A 19186-nucleotide genomic window follows, 5' to 3' on the forward strand; every position below is an offset into this window, starting at 1 on the left:
GAGCTGCGGCTGCGAGTCGCCGCGGACGCCTGCGACGTGGCCGAGGAACACGGGGCACGCGACGTCGGGGCCTGGACCGCGCACGCCGTACGACGCCGGCGGGCGGACTGTGCGCGCGAGCTGCGGCTCGCGCTGGCGCTGGCCGACCGGCCGGTGCTCGCGGCCGCGGTGCGTGAGGGGGCGGTGAACCTCGATCAGGCCCACGTGATCGCCGACGCCCTCGCCGCGCTGCCGGGTGACGTCGACGCTGAGGTGGTCGACCGGGCCGAGGTGGCGCTGGTGGGGTACGCCGCGGACTTCGACCCCACCGACCTGCACCGCCTCGGCAAGCGGATCCTCGACGTCGTCGCACCCGAGATCGCCGAAGCCGTCGAGGCGCGGCACCTGGCCGACCTCGAAGCCTCCGCCCGGCAGCGGATGCGCCTCGGACTCCGCGCCTGCGGGGACGGGACCACCCGCATCAGTGGGCTGATCCCGGACGCCTCCGCGGCCCGGCTCGCGACCTACCTCCACGCGTTCACCAACCCCCGCCGAGACGCCGACCCCTCGGTGGTTGAGGAGCGAGCGCCGAAAGCCGGCGAGCCGCCCCACCACCGCACCCCCTACGGGCGCCAGGCCGCTGCCGCGTTCTGCCAGCTCCTCGAAGCCGTCGACCCCGACCGGCTCCCCCTGCACGGCGGCGACGCGACCACGCTGGTCGTCACGATGACCCTCGACTCGCTCCGCTCGGAGATCGGGACCGCGACGCTGGGCAACCCCGGGCCGGGTGACTCACATGATCGGATCACCGCCGGTGAGGCCCGCCGGTTGGCGTGCACCGCGAACCTCGTCCCCGCCGTCCTCGGAGCGAAGTCCGAGATCCTCGACCTGGGACGTTCCCAGCGGCTCTACAACCGGTCCCAGCGCCGGGCGATGGGACTCCGCGATCGGGAGTGCCGTGCCGAGGGGTGCCATGTCCCGGCGCCGTGGTGCGAAGCGCACCACCTCACACCGTGGTCGCGGGGCGGTCGGACCGACCTCGACGACGGCGTACTGCTCTGCAGCCGACACCACCACCACGTGCATGACGTTGGCTACGAGGTCGAGCAGCTGGCCGGCGGGGGCGTTCGGTTCCATCGGCGGGTCTAGGGGGTGGTTGAGGTCGGCTCTCGGGTGCGGGGGTTTCGACACGGTCGCTAGCGCGACCTGCTCAACCACCGGGAGCGCGCGACCTGGTCAACCACCGGAGGGTGCGGGTTCACCCCTGGGGGTGCTCAGGTCGGGGCGGCCGAGGCCGATGGGGTCCGTTGCACGCCATCAGCCACGGAGGGCACCCATGACGAGCAACCTGCTGACCGAGCGCCGGCGGCCGAAGAAGAAGCGGAAGCGGAAGAAGGACGAGGGCAGGAAGCCCGCCAAGTCCAAGAAGCCGAAGAAGCCGAAGCGGCCGACCAAGGCCAAGCCGAAGCCGACGCCGACCCCCGCGAAGCCGACTCCCGCGCCGAAGCCGTCCCCGGCGTCGCCGTACGCCCCGGGGTCCTTCCCGGCCACGCCGGTCCTCGCGACCGCGGCCCGGCACCTGGTCAACCGGTTCAGCTACGGCATCACCCCCGCTCTCACCGCCGAGGTGCGGGCCGCGGGCGGGCACCTGGCCTGGTTCGACAAGCAGCTGGAGCGCACGCCGAGCGCGGACCCGTACGCCGAGTGGTGGCCGGACCTGACCCTCGACGCGAAGACGATGTACCAGCGCCAGGTCGACCAGGTGCGCGGCACCTGGGAGGTCAGCTACGACATCGGCCGGCGCACGATGATGCGACGGATCTGCTCGACCGACCAGGTGCTCGAGGTGATGACCGAGTTCTGGGAGAACCACCTCCACGTGCCGACCAACGTCGACAACATCGCGGTCTACCGCGCGGCGTACGGCGAGGTCGTGCGGGCCGGGGCCCTGGGCCGGTTCGCCGACCTGCTGCCCGCGACGGTGCTGCACCCCGCGATGCTCTGGTACCTCGGCAACACCTCCTCGACCAAGAAGCACCCGAACGAGAACCTCGGGCGCGAGCTCCTCGAGCTGCACACCGTCGGCGTCGGCCACCACACCGAGGACGACGTGAAGAGCTCGGCGCGGATCCTCACCGGCTACCGGGCCAAGACCTACGGCACCTGGGAGCCCTACTACAGCGCCACCGACCACTGGACCGGCACCGTCACCGTCAAGGAGTTCACCGACCCCAACACCGCCACCGACGGCCGCGACCTCACCCTGCGCTACCTCACCTTCCTGGCCCGACACCCCGACACCGCACGACGAATCGCCACCAAGCTGGTCCGCCAGTTCGTCACCGACAACCCGCCCACCGCCCTGGTCGACAAGCTCGCCGCCGTCTACCTCGCCCACGACACCGCCATCAAGCCGGTGCTGAAGGCCCTGGTCCGCTCGACCGAGTTCGCGGCCTCCGTCGACACCCGGCTGCGCGACGCCGACGAGGACGTCGCGGCGACGTACCGGATCCTCGGCTCGGTCCCGCAGCGCCCGGCCAGCGGCAACTCGTCGGCCAACCAGCTCTACTGGCAGGTCGGCACCCTCGGACTCAACCCGTTCACCTGGCCCCGCCCCGACGGGCAGCCGGTGCGCAACACGGCGTGGGCGTCCCCGACCCGGGCGCTCGCGTCGCTGTCGCTGCACTGGAACATGGCCGGCGGCTGGTGGCCGAAGGCCGAGATGACCTACCGGGCGCCGACGACGTACCTGCCCACCGCGAAGCTGACCTTCCGCGACCTCGTCGACCACCTCGCCCGCGTCTTCCACCAGCGCCCGTCGAGCGAGGCGCTGCTGAAGGCCTGCTGCCTCGCCGCCGAGCAGAGCCCGACCACGGTCGTCACCGCCACGTCCGACGTCTTCACCTGGCGCTGGCCCCGGCTGTGTGCGGTGTTCCTCGACAGCCCCGACTTCTACTACCACTGAGGATTCGCGATGACGCTCACCGAAACCGCCGCCTGCGGCTGCCCGGAGGGTACGGCGCTCGCCGCCACCCGGCGCAGCCTCCTGGGCGCAGGTGCCGTCGCCGGGGCCAGCGTGGTCTTCGGCTCGACCGTGCTCACCACCATCGGGGGCGGCGCCGCGGCGGCCGCACCCGCGACCGGCGCGCCCGTCGTCGTCGTGGTCTCGCTGCGCGGCGCGGCCGACGGGCTCTCGCTCGCCGTGCCGTACGGCGACCCGGCGTACTACGCGGCCCGCCCGGGCATCGCCGTACCGAAGTCGGCACTGCTGGCGACCGACGGGTTCTTCGGCCTGCACCCGGCGCTCGCGCCGCTGGTCCCGCTGTGGAACGCCGGCAAGCTCGCCGCGGTCCAGGCCACCGGTCTCCCGGTCGCCAACCGCTCGCACTTCTCCGCCATGGAGGAGCTGGAGGACGCCGCCCCCGGGTCCGCCGCCCGGGTCGGCTGGCTGAACCGGATGATCGGCGCCGACCAGATCACCGGCCGACTCCAGGCCGTCGCCGTCGGCAGCTCGCTGCCCACCTCGCTGCTCGGCCCCGAGACCGTGATGTCGTTCCGCACCCTCGAGGCCGCCGTCGTGGCCGGCGCCGACAAGTGGGACACCAACGGCACCCGGACCCGGTCGCTGAACAGCCTGTGGGGCGCCGGCGGCCGCGAGATGGGCACCGGCATGCGCACCGCCCTCGGGGCCGTCGTCGACCTCGACGCGGCCAAGAAGCAGGAGGACCGCGCCTCGACGTACCCGAACAGCGAGCTCGGCAGAGCCCTCGCCTCGACCGCGCGGACGCTGCGCGCCGACCTCGGCGTCACCGCCGTCACCATCGACACCCAGAGCTGGGACATGCACACCGGCCTCGGCTCGGCGACGTCCGGCTGGATGGTCCGCAACGCCACCGAGCTCGCCTCCGCGATCGCCGCGTTCTTCACCGATCTCGGCCCCGTCGCCGACCGGGTCACGCTGGTGACCATCAGCGAGTTCGGCCGCCGGGTCCAGGAGAACGCCAACCAGGGCCTCGACCACGGCTGGGGCAACGTCATGTTCCTCGCCGGCGCGGGGGTGAAGGGCGGGAAGTACTACGGGACCTGGCCGGGGCTGCAGAACACGCTCGACGCCGACCTCAAGGTCACCACCGACTACCGCAGCGTGCTCGCCGAGGTCGTCGCATCCCGTACGACGGCCTCCACCGCCACAGTCTTCCCCGGGTTCGCCCGCGAGCGGGTCGGGGTGATGGTCGGGCAGTAGCCCTGCCGGTGGTCGAGCAGGAAGGCGCCCTGGCCCACCCGGAGGTCGAGCAGGAAGGCGCCCTGGCGCCTGACGATGTCGAGACCCCCGCAGCCCACACGCCACCTCCACCGGCGTCACCTGTCGGCTGCGGGGGTTTCGACACGGTCGCTAGCGCGACCTGCTCAACCAACGGTGGGAGCCCCCGGAGGTCGAGCAGGAAGGCGCCCTGGCGCCTGACGATGTCGAGACCCCCGCAGCCCACACGCCACCTCCACCGGCGTCACCTGTCGGCTGCGGGGGTTTCGACACGGTCGCTAGCGCGACCTGCTCAACCAACGGTGGGGCTCGGCCACCGGGCTCGCGGGCTCCCAGGCGCGGCGGTGGGCGGCGTTGCGACAGCCGCAGTCGTTGTCACCCGGGTAGCCCAGCGGGTCGTGGACCAGGGTGTGGCAGCAGGGGTCGCGCCAGACCAGCGGCTCGAGGAGCCGGGCGAGCAGGCCGGTGCCGGGGTGCTGGCAGGACGGGCAGGGGCGGGGACGGATCGGGGCCATGACCCATTGACCTCCCCGGCCCGCGGGCCGGACGGGCGCGGCCGTCGTACATCCCCGAGATCGGGTATCCGTCAGGGCAGCGCGCTGAGCACCTGCTCCTTGCGGGGCGCGCCGGCGGCCCGGGCGACCACGTGGCCGGTGCCGTCGAGGACCAGCGTGGTGGGGGTGCGCAGGATGCCGAGCTCGCGGACCAGCTCCAGGTGGTGCTCGGCGTCGACCTCGAGGTGGACCACCCCGGGGACGACGTCCGCGACGTCGGCGAGGGTACGGCGGGTCGCGCGGCACGGCGCGCAGAAGGCGCTGGAGAACTGCAGCAGGGTGGCTCGCTCGCCGCGCTGCGCATCGGGGATCGCGGCGAGGACGGCGGACCAGAGGTCGGCGGTCGGATGACCGGGTTTCGAGACGGGACTTCGTCCCTCCTCAACCACCGGGAGGGGGGCCGCGGCCGGCGGCGCGGACCGGGAGCGGAAGCGGCCGTCGGCGTACTGCCGGTAGAGGCCGAAGGCCACCGCCACCACCACGGCGGCGAGCGCCACCCCCAGACCGAACGTCATGCGGGGACAAGGCCGGGCGGGGAGCCGGTATTCCGCCGCCCTAGGATCGGAGGATGCGCCGGGAGCTCGCGATCGTCGTCGCGGCGTGCCTCACCGGACTGATGATGCTGCTCATCGCCGGCCACGGGCCCTGGGCCGGCAGCGTGATCTGGCGGGTCAGCCCCGGCCACGGCCTCAACAACGGCGACCTGCCCGTGCTCGGGCTGTGGGTCGTCGGGATGGGCGCGGTCGTGCTGTTGGCGCGGAGGGACTGATCGTCCCTGTCGGCGTTGCTCGTGGGCTACAGGACGAAGTAGAGGATGAGCGCGATCGCGAGGAGGACCGTCAGGCCGACGCCGACGTAGAGCAGCCACGGCGTGCTCTTCTCGGGCACCGGCTCGGGCTCCGGCGGCGGGGCCAGGACCGCGGGCGGGGGCGGGGCCGGCGGGAGGACGGGGTGCAGGTCGCCCTGGCAGCGCAGGCAGCGGGTCTCGGTGACCGGGTTGGACTCGCGGCAGTGCGGGCAGTCGAGCTTGCCGACGGTCACCCGTCCGGCGGTGCCGGGCAGTCGGCGCAGCGCGTCGGAGGAGGGACCGCTGGAGGTGTCGAGCACGATCGCGGCCGGCGTCCAGAAGAGCGGGAAGTCGCAGCGGCGGCAGAAGTCCTCGGCCTCGCGGCGGTTGACGGTGATGGTCGCGACGGTGCCGCACTCGGGGCACACGACCTCGCGGCGCGCGCCCTTGGTCTCGGCGACGACGATGGTCGGCTGCTCCTCCGGCGCGGGCTCCGGGACGGGCGTGAGCGCGGTGGTCTCGTCGGGGTCCCCGGCGTCACCGAGGTGCTTGCCAGCACTCATCGTGTCGCTCACCAGTCCTCGTCCTCCTCGGAGCTCCACACGCGCTCGGAGCCGACGTACAGCTCGGCCCGCACGTGCGCTGGAACCTCATCCTTCACCATGTCGACAAACGCGTCCCGCTCCAGGGACCCGGTGTCCGCGACGCTCATCGAGACCCAGGCCGTGTCCTCCGGGACGTCACCGGCGCGCCAGACGCCACCGCCCTCCCGGACCTCCGCCGGACCGCCGCTGAGCAGCTCGAGGAAGGAACGCAGACCGTCCACCGTGCCCCGCGTCGCGAGGGTGTGGGCGGCGGTGGCCACGATACGGCGCCGCAGCGCCGCCGGCATGGAGTTGTCGAGACTGTCCACGCCGATCCACGAGCCCAGCCACGCGATCGAGTCCTCCGGCGCGACCGACAGGTCGGCGACGTGGTCGACGTTGTCGGCGTCCTCGAGCAGCGTGGTGCCGATCTCCTGGAAGATCGAGACGAACCGGACGAAGAAGTCCTGGCTCAGCATCTGCACCGGCAGCTGGCGCAGCAGCCAGTCGTCGGCCCGGCGGGGCTGCCGGTGGCCGCTGGTCAGCGCCGCGGACGCCCGGACCAGGGAGGTCACCGCACCACCACCTGGTGCACGGCCGAGAGGAACAGCGACTGCCGGTCCAGCCGGATGACGTCCTTGGCGGCGCCGAGGCGGCGGCCCGAGCGGAGGTCGTACTCGAAGAGCAGCGCCTCCTCGACCCGGTCGACGCCCTCGACCGACTCCAGGATCTGGGTCACCGTCGCGACGTTGAGATCGGCGTCGAAGGGCCAGCCGGTGCCGTCAGGGCCGCCCACGAGCGGGTTGACGTAGCGGTTCAGCGCGTCGACCGCGCGCTGCCGGACGATGCCGGGCGGGCGCCCGGGAGCGCCGTACACGCGGGCGACGACGGAGACGCCCTGGTAGAACGGCGTCGTCACCTCGACGGCCGTCCCGATCACCCGGTGCCGGTCGAGGTGGTCGGAGATCTCCTCCATCAGCGGCTGCGAGATCGCGTAGTCGTCGATCTGGTGGCCGCCGACGTCGCCGCGGGCGTGCGGGACGACCAGCAGCTGCACGGTGCCGTTGCCCCGACCGGCCGAGCGGCAGCGGGCACGGGCGACCTGGGGCGAGGCCTCGAGGGTGAGCCGCTCGTAGTCGCCGGCGGTGACCGCCCGCCGACCGGTGCGCAGCGACAGCGGGCCGCGGACCTTGGCCTCGGCGACGCTCTCGGCGTCGACACCGCCGGTGGCCGCCTCCAGGTTCACGACACCGCTGACGAACGGCAGCGTCGAGCGGAGCAGGCTCAGGGTCCGGGCGCCGACGTTGCCGCGCGTGCCGCCGCCGTGGCGGTACGACGTGACCTCGATCCGCGCGCCGTCGCGCGGGATGGCGCCGTGCTGACGCACCGAGCCGTCGGGGTAGCGGACTCGGGGACCGAAGTGGACGGTGCCGGTGCCGCTGTCCCAGACGTAGTGCTGGTCGCCGGCGTGCGACTCCGAGAAGTCCGCGACCTCGGTCCAGGCGTACCCCTGGTCACCGTCGACGACGCGCACGACCTCGTCGGCCCGGCGCGGCAGGACCGGCGTCCGGGAGACCCCGAACACCTGGCCGGCGCCGCCGTCGCTGCGGCCGATGACCTCCCCGGGAGCGGTCTCGGCGTGCTCGGCGCGCACCGTGCCGCCCAGCGCGGCGACCTCGATGCTCTGCACGCGCGGCGAGGCCTTGTACGTCGGCTGGCCGCTGGCCGGCGACAGCAGCCGGGCGCGCAGCCAGTACGCGGAGGTGTTGCCGACGCTCATCGGCACGTGGACCGTCGGGACCATCAGGACGATCTCGCCGGCCCGGTTGAGCCCGCCGGTGGTGTCCTCGTAGACGTCGGTCGCGATCCAGGCGTCGCCGTTCCAGACCTCCCAGGCGAGCGGGGGCCGGCGCGGGTCGACGCCGATGCCCTCCGCCTCGGCGGCCACCGAGATGCGCAGCACCATGCCGGCGAGCGAGTCGTGGAAGCCCAGGCAGAACGCGTCGCCGGGGGTGAGCTGGTCGGAGGCGAAGATCGCGACCCCGGCCGGGTTGAACCGGAGGTCCTCCCAGACGTCGCGGGTCCGGCCGTCGCTGACCGTGACCACCTGCGCCGACTCCAGGACCGGCGGCGCGATGACGAGCTCGGTGTCGGTGCTGAAGACGACCGCGTCGGCCCGCTCCGCGGCACCGGCGACCGTCATCACCTCGGTGTTCGCGGGGACCACGACGGGCGAGTCGAGGACGGCCGAGAGCCAGAAGGTCAGGTCGGTGCTCGCGACCGCGGGCGGGAACGGCTCGATGCCCACCATGTTGAGGAAGTGCGTGTAGAGCCGCTCGGGCACCTGGTTGACGCGGAAGAGCACCATCTCGCTCATCCAGGCGAACAGCTCGATGAGGGCGACGCCGGGGTCCGAGACGTTGTGGTTGGTCCACTCGGGGCAGTACCGCGGGATCAGCCGCTTCGCCTCGTCGACGATGTCCTGGAAGGTCCGGTCGTCGAGGCCGGGGGTCGGCAGTGGCATGGGGGCTCGCTCTTCACTCGGCGTCGTGCGGGATGACGTAGAACGGGTAGACCAGGTTGCGGCGGTCGTTGGTGGCGCGCACCCGGTAGGTGATGCCGATCCGGACCAGGGAGGGGTTGTCCGCGTCCGGCTGCGGGTCGACGTCCTCGACGATCACCCGCGGCTCCCACTGGGCCAGCGCGTCGCGCACCGCCTGGGAGATCAGGCCGAGGAGGTTGGCGGTCACCGGCTCGAAGAGCAGGTCCCAGATCCGGCAGCCGAACTGCGGGCGCATCAGTCGCTCGCCCGGCGCGGTCATCAGCACGATCTCGATCGAGCGGTCCAGCTCGGGGATGCCGTCGGAGAGCCGGATCGAGCCGGTGTGGTCGACGCCCAGGGGCCAGCCGAACCCGCGGCCGACGAACAGGCTGCTGTCGCCGTCGTTGCTGCCGGGCAGCGCGATCTCGGACATCAGTTGATCGCCACCATCGCGCCCTTGATGGTCAGCGGGCCGCCCGCCTCGACCTTGCCCATGCCGTCGGCCTTGACCTCCACCTGGGCGCCGCCGAGGGCCGCCTTCGTGGTGCCCTTGATGCCGACCTCGGTGCCGCCGGAGATGTCGACCTTCTGCTTGGCCTTCAACGTGATGTTGTTGCCCTCGATGGTGACGTCGCCCGAGTCGCTGAACTTGATCGTGGCCTGGCCGTTGGTGATCGTCACCGGCTTCTTGTCGATCTCGATGTCGAACTTGTCCTCGCCCAGCCGGATCTTGTGCTTCTTGCCCTTGAGGGTGATCAGGATGTGCTGCTCGGCGGGCTGGTCGCCGTCGGCGAGCTCGATCAGGTGGCCCAGCCGCGAGGTGATCCGCCGGTACTTCACCTTGTTCTGGTCGACGTCGTCGGCGGTGGGCAGGCCCTTGTTCTTCGAGAACAGCCCGCCCAGGATCACCGGCCGGCGGGTGTCGCCCTGCTCGAAGGCGATCAGCACCTCGTCGTTGACCTCGGGGGTGAAGACCATGCCGCGCTTGTCGCCGCCGCCCAGGGTCACCAGGCGGGCCCAGTGGGACTCGACGTCGCCGGAGATGGTCGTGTACTTCACCTTGGCCCGGCCGATCTTGTCCGGGTCGGCCAGGTCGGTGACCAGGGCCGGCAGCACGCCGCTCATGGTCAGGCCCGGGTCGCGACGGCCCGCGCCGAGCACGTCGACCATGTCGGCCGGCCGGTGCGGACCGGCGGTGAACTTCGTGAGGAAGCCCTGGCTGTGGTTGTAGGTGTGCTCGACCTTCGAGACCAGGTAGCTGCCGGACGTGGGCCCGGCGTTGGCGACCGTGACCGTCACCCCGGGCGCGATCGCGCCGTTGGCCTGTCCGGCACCGCGGGCCAGCACCCCGGCGGCGCGCACGTCCGCCAGGAACGACTTGGCGAGCGTGGTGGCCTCGGCGGAATTCAGCGGCGGCGGGTCGGCCACCAGGGCGTCCTTGCTCCATCCACGCGAGCCCGCTCCGCTGCGGCCGGGGACGTGGGTGACGAAGTCGGACTCCGCCGAGGACTTCACCTCGGACTCGCCCTTGATCGCGGCCTGCTGCGACTGGTCCCACCCGGTCACCGACACCTTGTCGGGTCCGGCGGCCGAGGCCTTGACGGAGAACGACCACAGCTCCGTCGTACCGAGCTCGAGGGTGACCGTGGCGCTGGAGGTGCCGGCGGCCTGGACCTTGAGGCTGGTGCCGTCGACGAACCAGACCAGGCCCCCACGGGAGACCAGCGCGTTGAGGTAGTCGAGGTCGGAACCGGCCTGGAGGAGGTAGGGGTGCGAGCCGGTGGCCCCGCTGACCGAGGCGCTCAGCCCGGTGCCGGCGACCAGCTTGGAGATGATGTCGCTGTAGGTCTGGTTGAGGAAGGCCCGGCTCTTGACGCTGCCGCCCATCCGGTGCGCCTTGTCGTCGACGGTGACGATGAGCTCGGGGGTGTGCAGGCCGTCCTGGTCGAGGGCGATCCCGGTGACCTCGCCCTTGAACAGCGACTTCGTCCCGGCGAGGATCTCCACCTCCGCGCCCACCTTGAAGGCCGCCGAGGTGGCCAGCGCGTAGCCGTTGTCGACGAACCGCAGGGTCGAGCGACCGACCAGGCCGAGCGCGCGCTCGACCCGGACCGACATCAGGTTCTCCAGCCACTTCTGCGCCAGCGACGCGCCTTCGAGCTTGATGGACGGCGCGGTCAGCACGGCCGGCATCAGGCCTCCAGCCGCGGGATGTCCAGGAGCGCGCCGGCCTTGATGGCCAGCGGGTCCTCGAGGCCGTTGGCGCTGGCCAGCACCCGCCAGCGGGTGGCGTCGCCGTAGTAGCGGGCGCTGATCCGGTCGAGGGTCTCCCCCGGCTGCACCCGGTGCACCCGGCTCGGGTTGGGGGTGCCGGACGTCGGGTTCTGCGGACCGAACGCGTTGGACCGCTCGTACTGCATCAGCTCCAGGTGCAGCTGCGCTCGCAGCGGCACGCCGGTCGAGGAGAAGTAGGTGAAGGTGAGTCGCAGGTCCTGGACGACGGCCTTGAACGAGTGCAGGTCGCCCCAGTGGAACGTCACCGTCGGCGGCCGCGCGTTGTTGGTGGTCTCGTCGGAGCCGGGCAGGCTCGGGTCGACCTCCATCAGGCCCAGGATCTTGCCGGTGTGGGCGGTGACCGCGGTGCCGACGTCGGTGGTGTCGAAGATCAGGTCGAGGGCCATCCAGCCGGAGCTGGCGCCGGCGTACTGCAGGGTCGGGACGCCCTTGCCGGGCATCGGGTTGGACACCCAGTTGTTGCGGCGCCCGATGCTCAGGGTCTCGGGGTTGTAGAGGCAGGGCACCCGGGTGCCGTCCTCGGTCTCCAGGAACGCCTTCTCGAGCTCGGCCATCAGAACGCCGCCCAGTCCTGGCGCCGACCGCGCCGCTCGAGCTCGTCGATGACGCGCTGCTCGACCCGCTCGACGACCGCGTCGACCAGGCCCTCCAGGGCCCCGCCCGGCTGCAGGGCCTCGCGGAAGCCACCGTCGCCGCCGCTGGAGATGGCGGTGGGGCTGGACTCCTCGAGCGTCGACAGGGAGCGACGGATCACCGGTCCGGAGGACGACGGGCCCCCGGCCGACCACGAGTGCTGCTGGTGACCGGACATGGAGGATCCTCCCTCGTCGAGGAGACGTCGTACGACGCCCTCGGGGACCGAGCTGAACAGGTGGGCGGTGGACTCGACCAGCGACTGCGGGGCGCCGCTCGGGCTGGTCGGGGAGGTGGACGGGCTGCTGGTCGCGCTGCTCGCCGGGGCGCTGCTCGCCGGGGTGCGGCGGGCGACGTCCGGGACGGGCGGCGCGTCGGACGCACCGTCGACCCGCGACGGGCTGATGCTGATCCGGGGCGGGGCCACGGTCATCCGGCTGATCCGGCCCGCCGGGGCCGCGCCGGGTCCGCCGGTCGGACCGGCTCCGGGCGGGGCGATCAGGCCGACGGCCGGGACCGGAGGGGCGGAGTCGACCGAGCGGAGGACGGTGCCGGGGACCGTGACGGGAGCGGGCGTGACCCCGACGGTCGGGGTCGCCGGCGTCCACGGGCCGGCGCTGCTGGCCGCCGGGGCGGACGGCGACCCGGCAGGGGTACGGCGCAGCACCTCGCCGCCGCGGTCGGCGCGCGCGAGCAGGCCGGGGACCGGGACGCCGCCCGGGGCCAGCGGCGCGGCGTACGACGTCCGGCCGGCGCCGAGCACCGGTCCGCCGGCCAGCGACGCGGAGGCGCTCGCGGCCGTGGAACCGGGGGCGCTGGGGCGGGCCCAGCGGAGCACGGTGGTCGGCGAGGCCGCCGGGGTGGCCACCTCGCGGGGCGCGGCCGGGATCGGGTAGACCGGCGCGGGGGCGGCCGAGGCTGCTGGGGCGGTCGCCGCGGTGGCGGCACCGGCCCGGCTCGCCACGGCCGGGGCGGCCTGCGGGTTGAGCGAACGTTCGATCAAGCGCGCCGGAGAGGTCGCGGCCGGAGACGGGACCGGGGCGGCGGCCTGCGTCGACGCCGGGATCGCGGTGGCGGGCGCTGCCGTCGCGGCCGCCGGTGCCGTCGGGCGAGCAGGTGCTCCTGCCGGGACGCCGGCGGGACGGGCCGTGGGAGCGGTGGCGCTGCGGCGCAGCGGCGCGGCGCTCGCGGCGGCCGCGGTCCGAGCGGGCGCCGCACCGGAGCGCGGGGTCGGGGTGGTCAGCGGCCGAGTGGCCGCGCCGGAGGTGGTCGCGCCGGTGACGGGCCGGATCGCCTCGGCGCCGGCGAAGCCCGACGCCAACGAGCGGCGCGCGTCGACGCCGAACGCCGTCCGGCGCCGCACGGTCATCAGCTCGGGCATCGCGATGGAGCCGCTGGTGGTCGCCGTGGCGGGCGAGAACGACCCGGACAGCAGCGAGGCGACCGGACGAGGCGGCTCGCCGACCTGCTGGGTGGTGACGCGGCGGATCTGGTCGGGCGCCTGGTCGGGCGACGGCGCGGGCGCCTGCTCGGGCGACGAGGTCGCGGCCGCAGATGCTGCGACCGGGGTGGGCGTCGCGGTGGTTCCCGGCGTCGCGGCGGAACCGACGGCCGGGCTGCGGCGGACCTCCCCCGCGGTGGCCGGGCTGGGCGGAGCCGGGCTCGCGACGGCGGGACTCGACGACCCCGGAGCGGCCGGTGGCGCGGTCGGCGAGGTGCTCGACGAGGTGGCAGCGGTGGGCGCAGCCGACGCTGCCGGGGCCGCTGCCGGCGAGGTGGCCGGCGAGGGACCGGCGGAGGCGGGGGTACGGCGTACCTCGGAAGGGGCGACGGCGGCCGTGGGGGTGCTCGTGCGGGCGGCCGAGCTGCGGGAGCCCGGCGCGGGCGCGGACGGTGACGTCGTCGGGGCGGACGCCGCAGCGGCGGCGATGCCCGGGGCGACCGCGGAGCGGCGGACCTCGGTGGCGGGCCGGATCGCGGTGTCGGCGACCTCGGGGCTCCACATCCGGCGGATCGAGCGGGCGGTGGTGCGGAACAGGTTGCCGGGTGCGCCGCCGAGCGGGGCGGCCAGGACCTCGCGCGCGCTCCGCAGCAGGGTCGGGCCGGTCGCGGGCTCGGGCACGGGCGGCGACGCCGACGGCGCGGCCGGGGCGGTCGACGCGGCGGCGGTGCCCGGGACGGTCGCGGACGCCGCCGGCGACGGCGCGGACGCCGCGGCCCGCGCTGCCTCGGCCGCGGGGACGGGGGCCGAGGGGTCGGCCGGCAGTCGGTGGATGGTGGGCCCGACGGCGGGGGCAGCGGTCGCCCCGGACGGCGCCGGGGGCGAGGCCGAGGGCGAGGGCGAGGCCGGAGCGGACGGCGCGGCCGGGCTGCTGCCGGCGACCGACGGGCCCGAGGTCGGGTCGGCGGCCCCGGACGGCGCGGCGGGGGCGGGGGTCGCCGACGGAGCCGGGGCAGACGCGGCGGTCGAGCGGCGGACCGGGCTCACCGGCGCGGAGGAGGGACCTGCGGCGGCCGAGGACGCCGGGGCCGCGTTCGGACGCGCGGTGGCGGCGGGCGCCGTGACCATGGGCGCCGCGGCGGCAGCCGCAGCGGCCGCCCGGCGCGTCTCGGCGGCCTGGCGCATCACCACGCTGGTGGCGCCCCAGAGGTCGCGCCGCGAGGACGGAGCGGCGGCGTGGGAGCGGGAGATCAGGTCGGAGCCACCGGCGCGGATCGCCACCGGCGTCGAGACGCCGCTCGCCAGCGAGCGGTCGCCGGTGCTGGTCGACGCGGTCGCGAGCTGGTCGAGGGCCTGCGGGCCGCGACCGGCGACGGGAGCCCGGCGGACGACGCTGCTGAAACGCGGCCGGGACGGCGAGAGCTGCCAGGCCGACCGGCGGACCGGGGTCGTCGAGATGACGGGCGCCGGCGCGGACATACCTGACGTGCCGGACGCGCCCGACGCGGTCGGGACCGCGCTCGCGGACGGACCGCCCGCGGCGGGCGCCGAGGGCGCGGCCGGGCCGACCGGGGCGGCCGCGGCAGCGGGGGCAGCGGGGGCAGCGGGGGCAGCGGGCGCGGCCGAGGGGCCGGCGCTCGGCGTGCGTCGTACGGCGGGAGCCGGACCGGCCGGGGCCGACGGCGCGGACACCGATGCGCCAGCAGCGGAGCCGGACGGCGCCGACGCGGTCGGAGCAGGCGGGACCGAGGGCGCACCGGGCGTCGACGACAGCGGAGCCGTCTGGGTGGGAGCCGTCGGGGTTGGAGCCGTCGGGGTGGGAGCCGCGGGACCGGCGGTCGGACCGCCGCGCTCACCCTCGGGGCCGGACCCCGAGTCACCTGCGCTCGCCCGCGGACCGGAGGGACTGCCGCCGCCCGGCGACCGGGGGGCGGCCGGGGGCGTGGCGGGGCTGGGGGCGGGCGCCGACGCCGCAGGGGTACGGCGGACCGGGGCCGGCGGGGGCGCGGACGGGCGGGCGGGCGCCATCGAGGCCGGGGCGGAGGCGGCGGCCTCGGCGTTCTTGCGGGCGACCGTGGCGGCGTGCAGCCGGGCCTGGTCGGCGGCCATCAGCATCGGGCCGGCCGCCACCGTCTCGGTGTGGCGGCGGACGTTGGCGACCTCGGCCTGCAGCCCGCCGACGATGCCGCCGGGACTCCAGCTCTGCTCGTTGGGGACCGACCGCGCGGCGCGGGGCAGCTCGCGGCCGCCCAGTTGCTCGACCGGCACCGAGCGCGACGGCGCGAGCCAGCTCGGGGTCGACGACGCGGCGGCGACCGCGCGGCGCAGGCCGACGGCCCGGCCGGGTGCGGCCGGTGCGGAGGCGGCGACCTCCGGCGAGGCCGGCATCGGGACCCACCAGCGCGGCGGACGGACGTAGCCCTCGAGCGAGGCGGTGGGATCGGGGCCGGCCAGCGCGCGTCGTACCTCGACCGGGCGGGAGGTGGCGGCGGCGAACCGGCTCACCCCGGAGGCCAGGCTGCCGATCCGCGACGGGAGCGGGCGGCCCAACGGCGGGCCGGGCATCCGCATGCGACGCACCGCTGCCGCGCCCAACCAGTGGCTGGGCGCCTCGGGGGCGGTCTCGATCGTCGTGTCGCTCATGGTCACGCACAGCCTGCCACGGTCGGGGGTCCCAGGTCTGCGAACTCGGAAAGGTCCCGGACCGGCTAGGACTGGGTCTTGGCCCGGAAGCCGTGGTGGGTGATCTCCAGCTCCTCCTCGAGCGCGTCGCGGCTCTCGACGGAGAACTCGGGACCCTTCCAGCGCACGGGGAACACGTCGATCAGCTCCCAGGCCCGCAGCCGGGTGCCGTCGCCGCCGAGGGCGGTGATCGCGCCGGTGGACCGGGTCAGCTTGTTGCTCGACGCCGCGAAGCCCTCGCCGGAGGACTTGTTGAGCCAGTCGAAGAGCGCGTTGCTCTGGGTGATGCCGCGCTTGAAGACCACGTTGGGCCAGGTCATCCGGCCCGGGACGCGGTGGCTGAAGCCGTTCTGGCCGCCCTCGCGGAACTCCTCGACCCCGACGGTGACCTGCAGGCCGTGGATCTCGCGGAAGATGCCGAGCTCGACCCCGTCGAGCTCGAAGAGGAAGCGGGCAGCGGTCGGCAGATCACCGCCCAGCATCTGGGTCGCCGGGTCAGCCATGGTCACGCACCACCTGCCATGCTCGCTCGTTCAGGGAGACGACCGCGCGCACCATCCGCACGCGGTCCATGTGCTCGAGGTCGAGCAGCTCGTCGAGGCTCCAGTGCAGGTGGTACGCCAGGTAGGCGATCTCCTGCCACAGGGCGTCGGTCGGATAGCGCAGCATCCGCCCGGCGCCTACTGCGTCCGCCGCGGGAGCTCCTCGATGCCGCGACGCATGTGGGGCCGGGAGACCGTGGGCGGCGGCGTGGCCGCCGCCCCCGGCTCCTCGTCGAGCCCGTCCGGCGCGCCGTCGGATGCACCGTCGGCGGCCGGCTCGGGCTCGGGTGCCGGCGTCGCTGCCGGGGCCGCCGCGGGGGCGGTCCCGAGCAGCGCGCTCGACTCCTGGGCGTTGATCAGGGCGTCGTACTCCTCCTGGCTCCCGAAGTTGATCACTCCGTAGAAGTCCTGGAGGAACGCGAGGTCGACGGCGAAGAGGCCTTCGATCTCGTGTGCGGTCACCATCTCGAGGCTGCCGAGCTTCTGGACCACCCGCGTCAGCACCAGGATGGTGAGGCGCGGGTCGTCCGGGCCGGTGATGCGCGGGTCGCGCAGCGGCTCCAGCTCGTCACGGGCGGTCGCCAGACGCATCGTGCCGGTCTTGTGCAGACCGCCGTCCTGGTCGACGTAGCCGCGCGGGAGGGTGAACTCGTACGACGTCTTGAGGGTCACGAACCCAGTATCACTTCTTCGTGGTGGTCCCCGAGGGGAACTGGCTCACTTGACCCGCTGGAGGCGCTCGATCACCAGGGTGATCGTCTCCTTCAGCGGGTCGTTGGAGTCGGCGGAGACGCCGTCGGTCGCGATCTTGCTCGGCCAGGCGCTGAAGAAGTTGAAGCGGCCGACCTCGGTGCCGACGACGTCGTACAGCACGATCGAGCCGTTCTTGCGGTTGTTCGTGCGGTCGGCGGCCGCGAAGCCCTTGTCACGGACGTCCGTGAACCACTTCCAGATCGGGTCGCTCATGGCGTCCAGCGGAGCCATGCGGGTGATGGAGAGGTCGGCGACCTTGGTGGCGGTGCCACGGGTCTTGACCAGCTCGCTCATGCCGTTGGCGCCCACCTGGGTGGTCTCCACGACGTCGATCTCCTGCTCGAAGCCCGAGACGCCGGACAGCACGATCGCCACGTCGTCGATCTCGAGGAAGAAGTTCTGGGATACGACCGGGTCGGTCGAGATGAGGCTCATCTGTGTTCCTTATCTGTGAACAGGGGCGAAGGTCAGGAGGACTGCTTGTGCTGGGCGATGCGGAAGACCACGAACTCCGCGGGCTTCACCGGGGCGATGCCGACCTCGACGATCAGCATGCCGGCGTCGACCGACTCCGGCGGGTTGGTCGAGGCGTCGCACTTGACGTAGAACGCCTGGTCGGCGCTCGCGCCGGACAGCGCGCCGGCGGTCCACAGACCGCGCAGGAAGCCGCTGACCGTGCGGTTGACGCCCTCCCACAGGGTGACGTCGTTGGGCTCGAAGACGGCCCACTGCGTGCCGCTGAGGATGGCGGTCTCCACCATGTTGAACAGGCGGCGGACGTTGATGTAGTTCCAGTCGGTGTCCGAGGCCAGGGTGCGGGCGCCCCAGATGCGGATGCCGCGGGTGCCGAACGGGCGGATGCAGTTGATGCCGATCGGGTTGAGCAGCGACTGCTCGTTCTGGGTGACGCTGCGCTCGATGTCGAGCACGCCGCGCATCGTGTCGTTGGCCGGGGCCTTCCACACGCCGCGGGTGTCGTCGGTGCGCGCCCAGACGCCGGCGATGTGGCCGGACGGGGGGATCAGGATCTCGTTGTCGCCGTTGGTCGGGTTCGGGTTCTCGACCTTGATCCAGGGGTAGTACAGCGCGGCGTAGGCCGAGTCGTACATCGCGACCTCGGAGCGCCACTCCTTGATCTGCTGCGGGTTGAAGCCCGGAGGAGAGTCGAGGATGGCCATCCGGTTGCCGTTCTGCTCGCAGTGCGAGATCAGGGCGGTCTGCACGGCCTTCCAGAGGCCGAGGTCGATCGACCCGTCCTCCTTGGTGGCGGCGGTGATCAGGTCGGGGACGACCACGATGGTGACGTCGTCGGCGACGGCGAGGCCGTTGATGCCGGCGCGGGCCGACTCGGAGCCGGCGAACTTCCGGCCGGTGACGGGGACCGGGACCGGCGCCTCCTTCTCCAGCGGGTAGACGCCCGGCTTGACGAGCTCGAGCTGGGCCGACAGGTCGGCGTCCTCGTCGAGGTTGAGCTCGATCTTGACCTTGGTGGAGGTGGCGTTGACCTTCGTCGCGACGTTGGAGTCGCCCTTGCCGAAGTCGAGGCCGGAGTACTCCTCGACGGGCGAGCCGCCCTCGAGGATGGTCAGCGTGAAGGTGGCGGCACCCTCGTCGTCGCTGTCACCGACGTCGTCGGTCGAGATCGCGATGGCGATGTCGGCGTCGGGCTCGATGCTCTCGACGGCGACGGGCAGGCCGAGGGCGCGGTCCGAGGCGGGCAGCGCGGCCTTGGCGGGCGCACCGGCGGGCTCGGTGTTCGGGACCCGGCAGATGTAGGCGATCGAGCCGCCGTTGGCGAAGTAGCCGTAGACCGACAGCGGGAGCACGCAGCCGGGGGCGAACCCGCCGTACAGCGCCTCGAACTGGGTCCAACTGGTGACCAGCCGCGGGGCCAGGCCCTGCGGGTCGTTCGCGTCGTCGGTGGGGAACGTCTCGGTGAAGCCGACGAAGGCGGCGACCGCCGTCGGGGCCGCGCTGAGGATCTTCTGAGAGGAGGCGACCTCCTCGATGTACACGCCCGGGGCGGTGTAGGTAGGCATGGGATCTCCGCTTGTCGAAAGGAAGGGGTGGAGCAAGAAGTTCTGCCGGACCAGATCCTTGATCCCCCTGGGGCCGTCCGGGCGAGAACGGCGC

The 19186-nt window shown here is 73.6% G+C and carries 18 protein-coding genes; 4 read left to right on the forward strand and 14 right to left on the reverse strand.

Annotation, left to right across the window (positions count from 1 at the left end; all coding sequences use genetic code 11):
- From BLT76_RS18750 to BLT76_RS18760, 3 genes are all read left to right on the forward strand, one after another.
- Positions 1-1128 (forward strand): HNH endonuclease signature motif containing protein (locus BLT76_RS18750; RefSeq protein WP_090859662.1); only part of this gene is annotated, 1128 nt, incomplete at its 5' end.
- Between the two features lie 187 nt (positions 1129-1315).
- On the forward strand, positions 1316-2944 hold the full coding sequence (locus tag BLT76_RS18755) for a DUF1800 domain-containing protein (protein WP_090859664.1): 1629 nt from the start codon (positions 1316-1318) through the stop codon (positions 2942-2944).
- Between the two features lie 9 nt (positions 2945-2953).
- The gene (locus tag BLT76_RS18760; RefSeq protein WP_090859666.1) at positions 2954-4222 is read left to right on the forward strand and encodes a DUF1501 domain-containing protein; all 1269 of its coding nucleotides are present in this window, start codon (positions 2954-2956) and stop codon (positions 4220-4222) included.
- A 296-nt stretch (positions 4223-4518) separates the two neighbouring features.
- On the opposite strand, the gene BLT76_RS18765 is transcribed toward BLT76_RS18760, so the two are convergent.
- Both BLT76_RS18765 and BLT76_RS18770 read right to left on the reverse strand, forming a co-directional pair.
- On the reverse strand, positions 4519-4755 hold the full coding sequence (locus BLT76_RS18765; protein WP_090859668.1) for a hypothetical protein: 237 nt from the start codon (positions 4753-4755) through the stop codon (positions 4519-4521).
- 71 nt (positions 4756-4826) lie between these two features.
- Positions 4827-5309 carry a thioredoxin family protein gene (locus BLT76_RS18770; RefSeq protein WP_090859670.1) on the reverse strand — a complete coding sequence of 161 codons (483 nt, stop codon included), beginning with the start codon at positions 5307-5309 and terminating at the stop codon, positions 4827-4829.
- Between the two features lie 53 nt (positions 5310-5362).
- Between BLT76_RS18770 and BLT76_RS18775 the strand changes: the two genes are divergently transcribed.
- On the forward strand, positions 5363-5563 hold the full coding sequence (locus BLT76_RS18775; protein ID WP_090859672.1) for a hypothetical protein: 201 nt from the start codon (positions 5363-5365) through the stop codon (positions 5561-5563).
- Positions 5564-5589: 26 nt separating this feature from the next.
- Here the strand turns inward: BLT76_RS18775 and BLT76_RS18780 are convergent, their stop codons facing one another.
- The 12 genes from BLT76_RS18780 to BLT76_RS18830 all read right to left on the reverse strand — a co-directional run bounded on the left by BLT76_RS18780 (position 5590) and on the right by BLT76_RS18830 (position 19092).
- Positions 5590-6156, reverse strand: coding sequence for a hypothetical protein (locus BLT76_RS18780; protein WP_090859674.1), 567 nt, complete (start codon positions 6154-6156; stop codon positions 5590-5592).
- Positions 6153-6740, reverse strand: coding sequence for a phage tail protein (locus BLT76_RS18785; RefSeq protein WP_244509483.1), 588 nt, complete (start codon positions 6738-6740; stop codon positions 6153-6155). The genes BLT76_RS18780 and BLT76_RS18785 overlap by 4 nt, the downstream gene beginning before the upstream one ends.
- Positions 6737-8689 (reverse strand): putative baseplate assembly protein, encoded by a 1953-nt coding sequence (locus BLT76_RS18790; protein ID WP_090859675.1) that lies wholly within the window; start codon positions 8687-8689, stop codon positions 6737-6739. The genes BLT76_RS18785 and BLT76_RS18790 overlap by 4 nt, the downstream gene beginning before the upstream one ends.
- Before the next feature lie 13 nt (positions 8690-8702).
- Positions 8703-9140, reverse strand: coding sequence for a GPW/gp25 family protein (locus BLT76_RS18795; RefSeq protein WP_090859676.1), 438 nt, complete (start codon positions 9138-9140; stop codon positions 8703-8705).
- Positions 9140-10900 carry a phage baseplate assembly protein V gene (locus BLT76_RS18800; protein WP_090859678.1) on the reverse strand — a complete coding sequence of 587 codons (1761 nt, stop codon included), beginning with the start codon at positions 10898-10900 and terminating at the stop codon, positions 9140-9142. The genes BLT76_RS18795 and BLT76_RS18800 overlap by 1 nt, the downstream gene beginning before the upstream one ends.
- Positions 10900-11556: a CIS tube protein gene (locus BLT76_RS18805; RefSeq protein ID WP_090859680.1), complete on the reverse strand. Its 657-nt coding sequence runs from the start codon at positions 11554-11556 to the stop codon at positions 10900-10902. Before BLT76_RS18805 ends, BLT76_RS18800 begins: the two co-directional genes overlap by 1 nt.
- Complete coding sequence (locus tag BLT76_RS18810; protein ID WP_090859682.1) at positions 11556-15719, reverse strand: hypothetical protein; 4164 nt, start codon at positions 15717-15719, stop codon at positions 11556-11558. The genes BLT76_RS18805 and BLT76_RS18810 overlap by 1 nt, the downstream gene beginning before the upstream one ends.
- Positions 15720-15784: 65 nt before the next feature.
- Positions 15785-16261, reverse strand: coding sequence for a phage tail protein (locus BLT76_RS18815; RefSeq protein WP_090859684.1), 477 nt, complete (start codon positions 16259-16261; stop codon positions 15785-15787).
- Positions 16254-16427 (reverse strand): DUF6760 family protein, encoded by a 174-nt coding sequence (locus tag BLT76_RS25835; RefSeq protein ID WP_170867144.1) that lies wholly within the window; start codon positions 16425-16427, stop codon positions 16254-16256. The genes BLT76_RS18815 and BLT76_RS25835 overlap by 8 nt, the downstream gene beginning before the upstream one ends.
- Positions 16428-16438: 11 nt before the next feature.
- Positions 16439-16972, reverse strand: coding sequence for a hypothetical protein (locus BLT76_RS18820; RefSeq protein WP_244509484.1), 534 nt, complete (start codon positions 16970-16972; stop codon positions 16439-16441).
- Positions 16973-17017: 45 nt separating this feature from the next.
- Entirely contained in the window at positions 17018-17488 is a 471-nt protein-coding gene (locus BLT76_RS18825; RefSeq protein ID WP_090859686.1) for a phage tail protein, read from the reverse strand.
- A 32-nt stretch (positions 17489-17520) separates the two neighbouring features.
- A complete protein-coding gene (locus BLT76_RS18830) occupies positions 17521-19092 on the reverse strand; it encodes a phage tail sheath family protein (protein ID WP_090859688.1) in 1572 nt (523 codons plus the stop codon).
- Positions 19093-19186: the final 94 nt, after the last annotated feature.

This window comes from Nocardioides lianchengensis (assembly GCF_900101465.1).
GTDB classification, from domain to species: Bacteria; Actinomycetota; Actinomycetes; order Propionibacteriales; family Nocardioidaceae; genus Nocardioides; species Nocardioides lianchengensis.